The sequence below is a fragment of the Halopseudomonas salina genome (assembly GCF_014637955.1).
GTDB classification, from domain to species: Bacteria; Pseudomonadota; Gammaproteobacteria; order Pseudomonadales; family Pseudomonadaceae; genus Halopseudomonas; species Halopseudomonas salina.
In genome coordinates, this window is sequence record NZ_BMFF01000009.1 from 85,641 (window position 1) to 98,934 (window position 13,294).

The following is a 13,294-nucleotide window of genomic DNA, read 5'->3' on the forward strand; positions in this document are numbered from 1 at the left end:
TTCCGGTCACTCGGTAGAGAGCAGATCCATGGTGTGCTGGTCCATCATTTCCAGTGCCTTGCCACCACCACGGGCAACACAGGTCAAAGGTTCTTCAGCAACAATCACCGGCAGTCCGGTTTCCTGGGTCAGGAGCTTGTCCAGGTCACGCAGCAAGGCACCACCACCAGTAAGGATCAGGCCACGCTCGGCAATATCGGAAGCCAGCTCTGGCGGAGACTGCTCAAGTGCGCTCTTGACTGCCTGAACGATAGTCGCCAGCGACTCCTGCAGTGCTTCGAGAACTTCGTTGGAGTTCAGGGTAAAGGCGCGAGGTACGCCCTCGGCCAGATTCCGGCCGCGAACGTCGACTTCAAGCACTTCACCACCGGGGAATGCAACGCCGATTTCCTGCTTGATGCGCTCGGCAGTGGACTCACCGATCAGGCTGCCATAGTTGCGGCGCACGTAGGTCACGATCGCTTCATCGAAGCGGTCGCCGCCCACCCTGACGGACTCGGCGTAAACCACACCGTTCAAGGAAATCAATGCGATTTCGGTAGTACCACCACCGATATCCACAACCATCGAGCCACGTGCTTCTTCCACCGGCAAGCCAGCACCGATAGCTGCGGCCATGGGCTCCTCGATCAGAAACACCTCACGGGCACCGGCACCGAGTGCCGACTCGCGAATGGCGCGGCGCTCGACCTGGGTAGACTTGCACGGCACACAGATGAGAACCCGCGGGCTGGGCTGAATGAAGCTGTTCTCGTGCACCTTGTTGATGAAGTACTGCAGCATCTTTTCACAGACACTGAAGTCGGCTATGACGCCGTCCTTCATGGGACGAATGGCCTGGATATTCCCTGGCGTGCGGCCCAGCATGCGTTTGGCGTCGGTACCGACGGCCACGACGCTTTTCTGGTTGCCATGACTACGAATAGCCACTACGGAGGGTTCATTGAGTACAATGCCGCGGTCGCGGACATAGATAAGCGTGTTGGCAGTGCCCAGGTCGATGGACAAATCACTGGAAAACATGCCACGAATTTTTTTGAACATGCGTTGAGTACACCCTAGGACGCGTGGGTTAAATGAAAAAGAAACACTGATAAGCAACCTGCTTCAGCGCTTGACCAGCCGCGGAATCGATCCGGGGCGACGAGCGGCCGAACTGGCAGGGCGGCGGTGATGAATGCACTCGCAGGTAACTGATCGGTACTTCCAGAAGTGTCGCAACTCTAACAACGGCGGGGTTTTTGGGCAAGGCGAGACTGTGGTAAATTCGTCCCTTTGTCCGGTTTTGCGCGACAAAACCCCCTTATGTTGAGCACATCGGGTAAATTCACTCCGCTCAGCCTTGTTTCACGGAGAACAGTACCATGGCATTAGACCGCAAAGCGGTGGAAGACATTGCCCACCTGGCCCGGATCGCTCTGAATGAAGAAGATATCCCCGCCACCACAACCAAGCTCTCCGGCATTCTCGATCTGATCGACAAGATGCAGGCGGTCAACACAGACGGCGTCGCGCCTTTGGCACATCCGCTGGAAACCACGCAGCGCTTGCGGAGCGACGCAGTGACCGAGTCCAACCAGCGCGACGCGTTGCAGGCCATCGCGCCCGCGACCGAGGACGGGCTCTATCTCGTGCCCAGAGTTATAGAGTGAAGTGCTCCAGGACCCATCGAGCCACAGTCAGCAAAGCCATGCCATTACGCATCCGGCCAAGCCCAGCAATGAGATCATCCCATGCATGAGAATACCCTGGCCCAGCTCTCGAAGGCCTTGCAGAGCAAGACGCTATCCAGCGTCGAACTGACCGAACATTACCTCAAGCGTATCGAACAATTGGATCCGCTGCTCAACAGTTTCATCACCGTGTCACCCGAGCTGGCCCTGGCCCAGGCCAAGGCAGCCGATGCCCGTATCGCCGGTGGCACAGCCACTGCGCTGACCGGCATTCCGCTGGCGCACAAGGATCTGTTCTGCACTACCGGCCTGCGCACCAGCTGCGGGTCGAAGATGCTCGACAATTTCACAGCGCCCTATGAATCCAGCGTCACCTCGCGCTTTATCGATGCGGGCGCAGTCACCTTGGGCAAGACCAATATGGATGAGTTCGCGATGGGCTCCTCCACCGAGTCGAGCTTCTACGGTCCAACGCGAAATCCCTGGAACACTGAACACGTACCGGGTGGCTCCTCTGGCGGTTCGGCCGCGGCTGTGGCTGCACGCCTGTGCGCCGCATCGACCGGCACAGACACCGGCGGCTCGATCCGCCAGCCCGCCGGCTTTACCGCCCTGACCGGGCTCAAGCCGACCTACGGCCGTGTATCTCGCTGGGGCATGATCGCCTACGCTTCCAGCCTGGATCAGGCCGGGCCGATGGCGCGCACCGCAGAGGATTGCGCCCTGATGATGCAGGTCATGGCCGGGTTCGACGAGCGTGATTCGACCAGCGTTGACGAGCCAGTCGCCGATTACAGCGAGGGCCTGAACGACTCGTTGAAAGGCCTGCGCATCGGCCTGCCCAAGGAGTATTTCAGTGATGGTCTGGACGCCTCCACCGCCGATGCTATCCATGCCGCGGTAAAACAATTCCAATCCCTGGGCGCTGAAGTGAAAGAAATCAGCCTGCCCAATGCCGAACTGGCAATTCCCGCCTATTACGTTATTGCTCCGGCGGAAGCCTCCTCCAACCTCTCGCGCTTTGATGGCGTGCGCTTCGGTTACCGCTGCGAAAACCCGGCGGATCTGACCGATCTGTACAAACGCTCGCGCGGTGAAGGCTTCGGACCGGAAGTCAAACGGCGCATCATGGTCGGCGCGTACGCGCTATCGGCAGGTTATTACGATGCCTACTACCTGCAGGCACAGAAGATTCGAAGGCTGATCAAGAACGACTTCATGGCGGCCTATGAGCAGGTTGATGTGATCCTCTGTCCGACGTCCCCCACCCCCCCCTTCAGGATTGGTGAGAAGATCGACGACCCCGTCAGCCTGTATCTGACCGACATTTACACTATCACCGCAAACCTGGCCGGCGTGCCGGGAATCGCGTTGCCAGCCGGCTTTGCCAACGGGCTGCCATTGGGCATGCAGTTGCTGGGGCCCTACTTCAGCGAAGCGCGCCTGCTGAACATCGCACACCAGTACCAGCAAGTGACTGACTGGCACAGCCGCGCCCCAGCGGGCTACTGAGAGGATCGAGAACAGACTATGCAATGGGAAATTGTTATCGGCCTGGAAATCCACGCCCAGCTCACTACCGCTTCGAAGATTTTCTCCGGCAGCGCCACCACCTTCGGTGCCGAACCCAACACTCAGGCCAGCCTGATTGACCTCGGCATGCCAGGCACACTACCGGTTCTCAACGCCCAGGCCGTGCGCAATGCGGTCAAGTTCGGCCTGGCGATCAATGCCGAGATTGCGCCGACCAACGTCTTTGCACGCAAGAACTACTTTTATCCGGACCTGCCAAAGGGCTACCAGATCAGCCAGATGGACCTGCCGATTGTCGGCAAGGGCTTCGTTGATATCACCCTGGACGACGGTACCATCAAGCGCGTAGGCGTAACCCGCGCACACCTGGAAGAGGATGCCGGCAAGAGTCTGCACGAAGACTTCCAGGGCATGAGCGGCATCGATCTGAACCGCGCCGGCACGCCCTTGCTGGAGATCGTTTCAGAGCCGGACATGCGCAGTGCCAAGGAAGCGGTAGCGTACGCCAAGACCATTCACTCGCTGGTGCGCTATCTGGGCATCTGTGACGGCAACATGGCGGAAGGCTCGCTGCGTTGCGATTGCAACGTCTCAGTCCGCCCCAAGGGTCAGGACGAATACGGCACACGCTGCGAGATCAAGAACGTCAACTCCTTCCGCTTTATCGAAAAGGCGATCAACACCGAAGTCCAACGCCAGATCGAGCTGATCGAGGATGGCGGCACAGTGACTCAGGAAACCCGCCTGTACGATCCGAACAAGGACGAGACCCGGTCGATGCGCAGCAAGGAGGAAGCCAACGATTACCGCTACTTCCCCGATCCAGATCTGCTGCCAGTGATAATCGAACCTGCGTTCCTGGAAGAGATCCGCAGCGAGCTTCCGGAGCTGCCGCAACAGAAACGTGAGCGTTTCGAAAGCCAGTTTGGCCTGTCCGCCTATGATGCCAGCGTTTTGTCTGCCCAGCGTGAGCTGGCCGATTACTTCGAGCAGGTGCAGCAGGAGTGCGGCGACGCCAAGCTGGCCGCCAACTGGGTCATGGGCGAGCTGTCCAGCCTGCTCAACCGCGAGGATCTGGATATCAGCCAGTCACCTGTCACCGCTTCCCAACTGGGCGGCATGATTGCGCGAATCAAGGACAACACCATTTCAGGCAAGATCGCCAAAACGGTTTTCGAAGCCATGGCCGCTGGCGAAGGTGGTGCCGATCAGATCATCGAGAAGCGCGGCCTCAAGCAGGTGACCGACACGGGCGCGATCGATGCCATGCTCGATGATGTGTTGACAGCCAATGCCGAGCAGGTCGAGCAGTACCGCGCCAGCGACGAAAACAAGCGCGGCAAGATGTTCGGCTTCTTTGTTGGCCAGGCAATGAAGGCATCGAAGGGCAAGGCCAACCCACAACAGGTCAACGAGCTGCTGCGCAAGAAGCTGGAGGGCTGACCGGCATTCAATCGTCAGGCTCTCGCCCCCGGCGCAGAGCCTGCTTTCCTGTCCAGGCATTCCCTTTTTTTCGCGTACACCTGGCCTCAGAAACAGCCCTCCACTTGTCGCGTTAAGCGAATCAATGTCTATACTCAACTGCGAATTGATTCAGATAACCCCCTCGCGTTACCGGTGTCGCCGGCTCGAACGCCGCCCTCCGCAACAACCACAAGGACAGCGTCATGACCGAAAAAAAACGACTGTGGAACAACACGATTCTGGTTCCCGTCTTCGCTCCCGCGGTATTGATCATTCTTCTTCTGGTGATCGGCACCGCGAGTAACCCGGAACTGGCCGGCAGCGCCTTTTCCTCTATTTTGAGCTATATCACGACAACTTTTGGCTGGTTCTACATGCTGGCCGTCGCCATGTTCCTGGTGTTCGTGGTCATGGTCGCTTTCAGTGACTGGGGCAACATCAAACTGGGGCCTGACCATTCCGACCCCCAGTACAGCTTCCCGGCCTGGTTCGCTATGCTATTTTCGGCCGGCTACGGCATCGCACTGCTCTTCTTCGGCGTCGCCGAGCCGGTGCTGCACTATGCTGCACCGCCCGCTGGCGGAGCCGAAACGGTGGACGCTGCAAAACAGGCACTGCAGATTGCATTCTTCCATTGGGGCTTTCATATCTGGGCGATATACGGGCTGGTCGGTCTGGTTCTGGCCTATTTTTCCTTTCGCCACGGTTTGCCATTATCCATGCGCTCAGCGCTATATCCGTTGATAGGTGACCGTATCTACGGCCCCATCGGTCATACCGTCGATGTATTCGCCATTCTCGGCACCATGTTCGGCATAGCAACCACCCTTGGTCTGTCGGTAGCCCAGATCAACGCGGGCCTGAACTATCTCTGGCCCGAGATACCGGTCAACGTAACCGTGCAGATCATTACCATTGCCGGCGTCACCGGGCTCGCACTGTTTTCTGTGGTGGCAGGCCTGGACAAGGGTGTAAAGAACCTGTCGATTCTCAACATGGTGTTAGCAGTCACCCTGATGGTTTTCGTCTTTCTGGTGGGCCCGTCGATCTTCATTCTCGAGACCTTCCTGCAGAACACGGGTAGCTATCTGAACAACATTGTAGAGCGGACCTTCAATTTACAGGCCTACACCCGAAGCGACTGGATAGGTAACTGGACGCTGTTCATCTTCGGCTGGACAATCGCCTGGGCCCCATTTGTCGGGCTCTTTATCGCCAAGATCAGCCGGGGAAGGACAATTCGTCAATTTGTGGTCGGCGTCATGTTCGTGCCCACGATCTTTACCTTCATGTGGTTCTCAGTCTTTGGCGACACCGCCCTGCATCTGATCATGAATGAGGGCTATACGGCGCTGATAACCGAGGTGCAGAACGACCATGCTGTGGCCCTGTTCAAACTCTTCGAGCGGCTACCGTTCACTTCGGTTGTCTCGTTTATCACGGTAATTCTGATCATCACCTTCTTTGTTACATCATCGGATTCGGGGTCGCTGGTAATCGATTCGCTGGCGTCCGGTGGCGCCATGACCACCCCCGCCTGGCAGCGAGCCTTCTGGGCGATTCTCGAAGGGGTGGTCGCTTCAGTATTGCTGCTTGCCGGGGGACTTGGCGCGTTACAAACCATGACCATTGCATCGGCGCTGCCCTTCTCGATCATCATGATCATCGCTGCGGTGGGTATGTGGCGCGCTCTGGTAATCGAGGGCCATCGTGATGCCAGTCTGGTTCATCACATGCAGGCGGCGCGTTACTCAGGCGGTAACGCCACCACTATGTGGAAAAAACGGCTTGCGGGTATTGTCAATTTCCCGAACCGGGAGAAGGTCGAAAACTTCATTTCTGGCACGGCGATAGAGGCCATGAAGAGTCTGCAACAGAGCCTGGTACAACAGGACTGGCCGACCGAGGTGCAGTTTGACGTAGACCATGGACGTGCCTATATCGAAGTTATCAAACCTGGGCAGGTCAACTTTCTGTATGAGATCCGCCTGCGCGAATATACCCGGCCCAGCTTTGCCTTTCCGGAAATGAGCCGCTCTAACAAACCTGAGGATCATTATTATCGGGCGGAGGTATTTCTCAGCCGCGGGGGCCAGACTTACGATGTCTACGGCTATGACCAGCAGGAGATCATTGGCGACATTCTCGATCACTTCGAGAAGTACCTGCACTTCCTGCACATCAGTCCAGGCCAGCTTCCATGGAATATGGCCGAGCATGATGAAATGCTCCATGACCAGGGTCCGGCAGTGGTCAAGGACTGACCACGCCTCAGGCTAGGCTGGATCGCTGATCCAGCCTCGGTCCACTCTAGCGTTGCAATACCCGGACTATTTCCGGATCCTTGAAAACCCGTGTCAGAGCATCGCTCATCACTTCGCTGACCAAGCGGGTGTTAGTCGCCTGATTGGGCGCATAGCCAAACCGATGCTGCGCAGTAGCGCCGTAGCGCCCTTGATAACGGGTGTTGGCTGCTTGCGCCTCGGCCACAAAGGTTGCCCCGATATTAGCTTCAGTTACATAGGTAGTAGCTGTGGGGGACTGATACTTCAATTCCGCCAGACTGACAGTCAGATTATTCGCATTGGGTGTCCCCTCAGGCACCACGTTGAAACCCAGTTGGCGCAAACCCTGCTCTACCTGCTGTCGAACCTTGGGCAACGTCTGTTCGCTCACAGTGATACTGCTGGAGTCGGGATAGATGCCGCCACGCGTACCAAGGACCTTGGATGAACGGGTATCGCGGACAGTGACAATCACCGGCTGCTGACGGGCAACCGGGTTGAGCGGTACCAGCAATTCTGGCTGCACACTGAGCTGCTGGGGGCTGTGGGCGCAACCTACAAGCACCAGGGCGAGGCCCGCAACAACCAGCATGGACAGACGATTGATCATTTTGATACTCCTGCAAGAAACCAGTGAAACAACAAGTGGTGGGGCCGCATATCGGCTCCCACAATGTTTAGCATATCGCGGTTAAAGCTGGGAGAGCAGCGCTAGCTACTGTCATCTCACTGCAATAAATAAAGGGCAAACTTGGGTAAGACCACTGAGGAGCCAAAGATGTTCATTGCACGATGGTTAGGGCGCACACAACCCCGATTTTATGCCAGGCTAGATGAAATGGATCGTTGCGAAACCCTGTGGGCCACTACCAGCAGACCTGATAAGGGCAGATGGGTGGAGGTAACCGAGCTTAATCAGTTCTGGATTGGCAGGCCCTTGCCGCCCTCGGCCAGATGCCATACAAGCACCACCAAAGGGGCGACGGCCCTGCGCGTCTAGCGCGCCCCAGCACGCTCCAACACTGCAACATAATCTTCGCCCTGTGCGTGTCCACGAACGGTCTGCAGGAAACTGTTGCCCTGTGCATCCGTGGCATTCAGATCGAAACCCTCCTGCTTGAACAAATCGACGAATCGTTCAAAGTCATGGGCACGCAATCCACGATAAGCGCGGGTCAGAATATGCTGCTCGACCGATTCGCCCGTGTAGGGGCGCGCGCTCAAGAACGCGGCAATCTGCTCATCTGTCATCGGCTCGCCGATAACTTTCTCTTTGTCTTTACGCACTCGCCACCCCTTTATCTGCCATTAACTCTTTCAATAGCCCATTGTACCTACGCCGGGCCGGCGCCACTAGGGCTGCTGCTCCGTATAAATGCATCTAAACGACCCATGCGTCATTTGGTCCGATACCCCTGTGGCCCGGCTTGTGCTATGACTGTGACGTGAGCTCATGCCCACCGCCCCCGTCACCCGAGGGAATGCGGCAATCGGCTCCTCTCCCGGGAATACAGCATGGCTTCAAACAATCAGCGCAGTCCGGTATTTTTCGCAGCTCTGCGCGACAGCTTTCGACACGGCTACAACCGCAAGATGCTACGAGGCGACCTCGTGGCCGGGCTCACAGTGGGCATCATCGCCATACCCCTGGCCATGGCGCTGGCCATCGCCGTGGGCGTCGCCCCTCAACATGGCCTGTACACCGGTATCGTGGGCGGACTGATCATCGCTCTTGCCGGCGGCTCGCGCTTCAACATATCAGGACCCACTGCGGCCTTCGTGGTCATTCTGTTGCCGATTACCCAGCAATACGGCATTGGCGGGCTTCTTCTGGTTACCGGCATGTCGGGAGTGATTCTGCTGGCACTGGGCTTTGCACGTATGGGCAATCTGATTCAGTTCGTTCCCTACCCGGTGGTGCTGGGATTTACTGCCGGAATCGGGATTGTCATTGCTACCCTGCAGATCAAGGACTTCCTCGGACTGCAGGGGGTAGGTCAGCATGACAGTTACCTGGATCAATTACAGGCGCTGGCGTCGGCACTCCCCACTGTGCAGGCAGGTGACGCCCTGGTAGGCGGGGTGACCCTGGGAGTGCTTGTTGCCTGGCCCTATGTGACCCGGCGGGTACCGGGTCACCTGATAGCACTGCTGATCGGCAGTGTTCTGGCCGCACTGGCATTGCATCTGGATATGCAGGTCAGCACTTTGGGGTCACGCTTCAGCTATGAGCTAGATGGCGTGACGTACGGCGGCATCCCTCCATTTGCACCCCAATGGCTGCTTCCCTGGACACTACCCGGCGCTGACGGACTCCCTCTGCAGATCGACTTCAATCTGTTCCGCGAACTGCTGCCTTTTGCCCTTACAGTTGCGATGCTAGGCGCAATAGAATCACTGCTATGTGCCGTTGTGGCCGACGGCATGGCGAACACGCGCCATGATCCCAATGCCGAGCTGATGGGCCAGGGGCTGGGCAACCTGGTGGTGCCATTCTTCGGCGGCATTCCCGCCACTGCAGCGATTGCCCGCACCGCAGCCAGCGTGCGCTCCGGAGCGCGAACGCCGATTGCCGCGGTAGTCCATGCCATCGTGATTGTGCTGGCAGTGGTTCTGCTGGCCGATCTGTTTTCCTACCTGCCTATGGCATCGCTGGCGGCCATGCTGCTGATGGTTGCCTGGAACATGAGCGAGCTTCCCCATGTGGTACGCATGCTGCGCATCGGTCCACGCCAGGATACCTGGGTTCTGATTACCTGCCTGGTACTCACAGTGCTGTTTGATATGGTGCTGGCGGTAGGAGTTGGGCTGCTACTGGCTTCTGCCCTGTTTATCAAACGCATGGTCGACCTGAGCCAGGGTAGCGCCGTACCGCACCAGAGCCACAAGGCACTTTCAGGCTTACCCGACAGTGTTGGCCTCTATCGGATAGGCGGCCCGCTTTTCTTTGCCGCAGCCGACAAGGCTCTGAGTGCAATGGCTCGGCATGGTGAGAATGTCCGCTACATGGTGATCGACATGCAGGCGGTGCCAAGCATGGACATGAGTGCCCAAGTGATGTTCACCAAGGCGCTGGAGGAGCTTGAGCGCAGGGAAATTGAAGTCTACTTTGTCGGCGTTAACGCTCGAGTGCGCCAGAAGCTGAGCCGCGCCGGTACAGGGTCGGCCGCAGGCAAGCGGTTGTTCGTTGCCAGTGCTGAGCGAGCTGCAACGCTTATCAGACAAAAGCTCGGCGAGCCTGCGGCGCAGAAAGTCCCGGTCAAGGACGCAGATACATAGGCCAACTGTGACCTATTCAGGAATGGCAAAAATCCCCGCGGCGTTGCGCCAGTAGCCCTTGTAATCGAGGCCGTAACCAAAGATATAGCGGTCGACCACATCAAGTCCCGTAAAGTCGGCACGCATCCCCTTGTAGGCCTTGCGATCATGCTGTTTGTCCAGCAGTACGGCAGTGAGGACTTGCGCCGCACCTGCATCTCGACAGTACTCGGTTATCGCGTCCAGGGTGTGACCTTCATCGAGGATATCGTCAATGATAAGCACTGTGCGGCCCACCAGGGAGTGTTCGGCACGGGCTTTCCAGAACAGTTCGCCACCGGAGAGCTTGTTTCGATAACGAGTGGCGTGCAGATAACCGACCTCCATTGGAAAGTCCAGACGGGTTACCAGCTGCCCAGCGATCACCAGCCCGCCGTTCATCACGCTGTAGACGATCGGGTTACTGTCGGCCAGCGAGCGGTTGATTTCTACGGCCATGCGATCCATCGCTGCTTCTACCTGGGCGGCGGTGAACAGACAATCGGCTTCTGCCATTACCTGCTTGATATGTTCCAGATCGACGGACATGGGTAATCTCCAAAAGAGGGGCGGTTCAAGGCTGGGCAAAATACTGATCTTGGCGCGCAAAGGCAAGCAAACCGAGGCCGGCCGCTGCAATCGGGTGACCCCAATGACTCATTGGTTTAGGCTATAGCGCATTTCCCGCGCCCCGCATGAGAGCACAAGCCATGAACGTCAAAGAGATACGCCATCCCCTGATTCGCCACAAACTCGGCCTGATGCGCCGCGCTGATATAAGTACGAAGAATTTTCGGGAATTGGCCCAGGAGGTCGCGTCCCTACTGACCTATGAAGCAACCCAGGACATGCTGCTGGAACCCCAACAGATCGAAGGCTGGTGTGGAACTGTAGAAGTAGAGAAGCTCTCGGGCAAGAAGGTGACCGTAGTCCCTATCCTGCGAGCCGGTCTGGGTATGCTCGATGGCGTGCTAAGCCTGATACCCAGCGCCAAGGTAAGCGTGATCGGCCTGGTACGCAACGAGCAGACCCTGCAGGCCGATACCTATCTGGAAAAGCTGGTTGACAACATGAATCAGCGCACCGCGCTGATTATCGATCCAATGCTGGCGACCGGTGGCTCCATGGTCGCCACAATCGACATGCTAAAGCGTGCCGGCGCACGGGAGATACGCGCCCTGGTGCTGGTCGCTGCGCCTGAAGGAATCAAGCGCGTGTACGATACCCACCCGGACGTACAGATCTTCACTGCCTCAATCGATGATCACCTGAACGAGCAGGGTTACATCATCCCGGGCCTTGGCGATGCCGGCGACAAGATATTCGGCACCAAACAGAAGGACGTGCACTGATGGAACCAATCAACACCACCGGCTGGCGATCAGCATTGGCTGGGTCGCAAATGTTGTTCGTTGCGTTCGGCGCCCTGGTGCTGATGCCCTTGATCACCGGCATGGACCCGAACGTGGCCCTCTTCACCGCCGGTCTGGGCACCCTGATGTTCCAGTTCACCACCCAGCGCCAGGTGCCGGTATTTCTGGCTTCCAGCTTCGCTTTCATCGCCCCCATTCTTTACAGCAACCAGACCTGGGGCCTGGCAGCGACACTGGGTGGGTTACTGGCCGCCGGTGTGATGTATATCTTATTGAGCCTGCTGGTGCGTCTGCGTGGACCCGGCTTTATTCGTCGACTGCTACCCCCTGTGGTGGTCGGGCCGGTAATCATGGTGATCGGCCTGGGACTGGCCTCGGTCGCAGTCAATATGGCGATGGGCAAAGCCGGCGATGGCAGCGCCCAATTGGTCGACTATCCGCTGGCCATCCTGATCTCGATGGCATCCTTGATAACGACCATCATCGTTGCCGTATTTGCCCGGGGCATTTTCCGCCTAGTGCCGATTCTGGCGGGTGTGGCCGTAGGCTACGCGCTTTCCTGGCTGCTCGGGGTAGTCGACTTCAACGCTGTCGGGGAGGCGAGCTGGCTTGCCGTTCCGGCCTTTGTCACTCCCGAATTCAAACTGGCGGCAATTCTGTTCATGATCCCTGTAGCCATCGCGCCAGCCATCGAGCATATCGGCGATGTGCTGGCTATTGGTTCTGTAACCGGCAAGGATTACATCCGCAAGCCCGGCTTGCAGCGAACATTGCTTGGGGACGGGCTAGCGACCTCAGCCGCCGCCTTGCTTGGCGGCCCCCCCAATACCACCTACTCCGAGGTCACCGGTGCGGTCATGCTGACGCGCAACTTCAACCCTAACGTCATGATATGGGCAGCGTTTTTCGCCATGGCGCTGGCGTTTATCGACAAGTTCGGCGCTGCACTGCTGAGCATGCCAGTCCCCGTAATGGGCGGTATTCTTTGCCTGCTGTTTGGGTCGATTGCGGTGGTTGGCATGAATACCCTGATTCAGAACCAGGTGGATCTGTCACGACCACGCAACCTGTGTATCGTCTCGGTGACTCTGGTATTCGGCATTGGCGGACTGATGATAGGTAATCAGGATTTCAGTCTGCAGGGCATAAGCCTCTGTGGTGTCGTGGCTATCGTGCTCAACCTGCTGCTGCCAGATGCCGACAAGGTGGAACCCGCAGCCGCTTGATCGCATGGCTTGCTGTTCAACGGCGCCAGCATCGAGCATCTGCTGGCGTACGTTGGCCCACCTGGTTGAAGGTATAAATCGCGCAGGTGTCGCCCGCCATCAAACCGCCGGAGACCGCGGCGGCCGTCAGCGTGTAGGTATCTGCCCCCCGCACCGCGGCGATGGTGTAAATCGCTGCGCCACTGGTGGGGCTCTGCGTCGCGAGTACCACCGCTCCGGTGTCGTAGGCACCATGGCGTGTGAAGTGGCGTTCAAGCAGCTGTGCATTCTCCAGCAGCGCACTGGCCACTTCAGCCCTGCGGGTCTGACGAACCTGCTCCTGATATGACGGATACGCAATCGCGGCCAGAATACCGACCACCGCCACCGCTATCATCAGCTCGATCAGCGTGAAACCTGCCTGCCTCCATTCGTTCATCCTGCCTCCCTATTGTCCTTACGAG

12 protein-coding genes are annotated in these 13,294 nt (G+C 58.0%); 7 read left to right on the forward strand and 5 right to left on the reverse strand.

Going from position 1 to position 13,294, the window contains the following annotated elements; translation table 11 throughout:
* Positions 1-6 precede the first annotated feature (6 nt).
* Positions 7-1,044, reverse strand: a complete 1,038-nt coding sequence (mreB, locus tag IEV54_RS16355) for a rod shape-determining protein MreB (RefSeq protein WP_150279183.1) — start codon at positions 1,042-1,044, stop codon at positions 7-9.
* Positions 1,045-1,364: 320 nt separating this feature from the next.
* Here mreB and gatC point away from each other — a divergent pair, with 320 nt between their 5' ends.
* From gatC to IEV54_RS16375, 4 genes are all read left to right on the forward strand, one after another.
* Positions 1,365-1,652, forward strand: a complete 288-nt coding sequence (gatC, locus tag IEV54_RS16360; RefSeq protein ID WP_150279182.1) for an Asp-tRNA(Asn)/Glu-tRNA(Gln) amidotransferase subunit GatC — start codon at positions 1,365-1,367, stop codon at positions 1,650-1,652.
* A gap of 81 nt (positions 1,653-1,733) precedes the next feature.
* Positions 1,734-3,185 (forward strand): Asp-tRNA(Asn)/Glu-tRNA(Gln) amidotransferase subunit GatA, encoded by a 1,452-nt coding sequence (gene gatA, locus IEV54_RS16365; protein WP_150279181.1) that lies wholly within the window; start codon positions 1,734-1,736, stop codon positions 3,183-3,185.
* 18 nt (positions 3,186-3,203) lie between these two features.
* Positions 3,204-4,649, forward strand: coding sequence for an Asp-tRNA(Asn)/Glu-tRNA(Gln) amidotransferase subunit GatB (gatB, locus tag IEV54_RS16370; RefSeq protein ID WP_150279180.1), 1,446 nt, complete (start codon positions 3,204-3,206; stop codon positions 4,647-4,649).
* Between the two features lie 224 nt (positions 4,650-4,873).
* A complete protein-coding gene (locus IEV54_RS16375) occupies positions 4,874-6,934 on the forward strand; it encodes a BCCT family transporter (RefSeq protein ID WP_150279179.1) in 2,061 nt (686 codons plus the stop codon).
* A 46-nt stretch (positions 6,935-6,980) separates the two neighbouring features.
* On the opposite strand, the gene IEV54_RS16380 is transcribed toward IEV54_RS16375, so the two are convergent.
* Both IEV54_RS16380 and IEV54_RS16385 read right to left on the reverse strand, forming a co-directional pair.
* Positions 6,981-7,565: a YajG family lipoprotein gene (locus tag IEV54_RS16380; protein ID WP_150279178.1), complete on the reverse strand. Its 585-nt coding sequence runs from the start codon at positions 7,563-7,565 to the stop codon at positions 6,981-6,983.
* Between the two features lie 386 nt (positions 7,566-7,951).
* Positions 7,952-8,242, reverse strand: coding sequence for a PA4642 family protein (locus IEV54_RS16385; protein ID WP_188434487.1), 291 nt, complete (start codon positions 8,240-8,242; stop codon positions 7,952-7,954).
* Between the two features lie 228 nt (positions 8,243-8,470).
* Here IEV54_RS16385 and dauA point away from each other — a divergent pair, with 228 nt between their 5' ends.
* Complete coding sequence (dauA, locus tag IEV54_RS16390; RefSeq protein ID WP_150279176.1) at positions 8,471-10,234, forward strand: C4-dicarboxylic acid transporter DauA; 1,764 nt, start codon at positions 8,471-8,473, stop codon at positions 10,232-10,234.
* A gap of 12 nt (positions 10,235-10,246) precedes the next feature.
* Here the strand turns inward: dauA and IEV54_RS16395 are convergent, their stop codons facing one another.
* A complete protein-coding gene (locus tag IEV54_RS16395) occupies positions 10,247-10,801 on the reverse strand; it encodes a hypoxanthine-guanine phosphoribosyltransferase (protein WP_150279175.1) in 555 nt (184 codons plus the stop codon).
* A 161-nt stretch (positions 10,802-10,962) separates the two neighbouring features.
* Here IEV54_RS16395 and upp point away from each other — a divergent pair, with 161 nt between their 5' ends.
* Positions 10,963-11,604, forward strand: a complete 642-nt coding sequence (gene upp, locus IEV54_RS16400; RefSeq protein ID WP_150279174.1) for a uracil phosphoribosyltransferase — start codon at positions 10,963-10,965, stop codon at positions 11,602-11,604.
* Positions 11,604-12,851, forward strand: a complete 1,248-nt coding sequence (locus IEV54_RS16405) for a uracil-xanthine permease family protein (protein WP_150279173.1) — start codon at positions 11,604-11,606, stop codon at positions 12,849-12,851. Before upp ends, IEV54_RS16405 begins: the two co-directional genes overlap by 1 nt.
* Before the next feature lie 16 nt (positions 12,852-12,867).
* Here the strand turns inward: IEV54_RS16405 and IEV54_RS16410 are convergent, their stop codons facing one another.
* Positions 12,868-13,269, reverse strand: a complete 402-nt coding sequence (locus IEV54_RS16410; RefSeq protein WP_150279172.1) for a type IV pilin protein — start codon at positions 13,267-13,269, stop codon at positions 12,868-12,870.
* Positions 13,270-13,294 lie beyond the last annotated feature (25 nt).

What these genes read in the sequence shown, in the direction of transcription:
- mreB (WP_150279183.1), bottom strand. Translation starts at nt 1,044, where the DNA reads ATGTTCAAAAAAATTCGTGGCATGTTTTCCAGTGATTTGTCCATCGAC.
- gatC (WP_150279182.1), top strand. Translation starts at nt 1,365, where the DNA reads ATGGCATTAGACCGCAAAGCGGTGGAAGACATTGCCCACCTGGCCCGG.
- gatA (WP_150279181.1), top strand. Translation starts at nt 1,734, where the DNA reads ATGCATGAGAATACCCTGGCCCAGCTCTCGAAGGCCTTGCAGAGCAAG.
- gatB (WP_150279180.1), top strand. Translation starts at nt 3,204, where the DNA reads ATGCAATGGGAAATTGTTATCGGCCTGGAAATCCACGCCCAGCTCACT.
- IEV54_RS16375 (WP_150279179.1), top strand. Translation starts at nt 4,874, where the DNA reads ATGACCGAAAAAAAACGACTGTGGAACAACACGATTCTGGTTCCCGTC.
- IEV54_RS16380 (WP_150279178.1), bottom strand. Translation starts at nt 7,565, where the DNA reads ATGATCAATCGTCTGTCCATGCTGGTTGTTGCGGGCCTCGCCCTGGTG.
- dauA (WP_150279176.1), top strand. Translation starts at nt 8,471, where the DNA reads ATGGCTTCAAACAATCAGCGCAGTCCGGTATTTTTCGCAGCTCTGCGC.
- IEV54_RS16395 (WP_150279175.1), bottom strand. Translation starts at nt 10,801, where the DNA reads ATGTCCGTCGATCTGGAACATATCAAGCAGGTAATGGCAGAAGCCGAT.
- upp (WP_150279174.1), top strand. Translation starts at nt 10,963, where the DNA reads ATGAACGTCAAAGAGATACGCCATCCCCTGATTCGCCACAAACTCGGC.
- IEV54_RS16405 (WP_150279173.1), top strand. Translation starts at nt 11,604, where the DNA reads ATGGAACCAATCAACACCACCGGCTGGCGATCAGCATTGGCTGGGTCG.
- IEV54_RS16410 (WP_150279172.1), bottom strand. Translation starts at nt 13,269, where the DNA reads ATGAACGAATGGAGGCAGGCAGGTTTCACGCTGATCGAGCTGATGATA.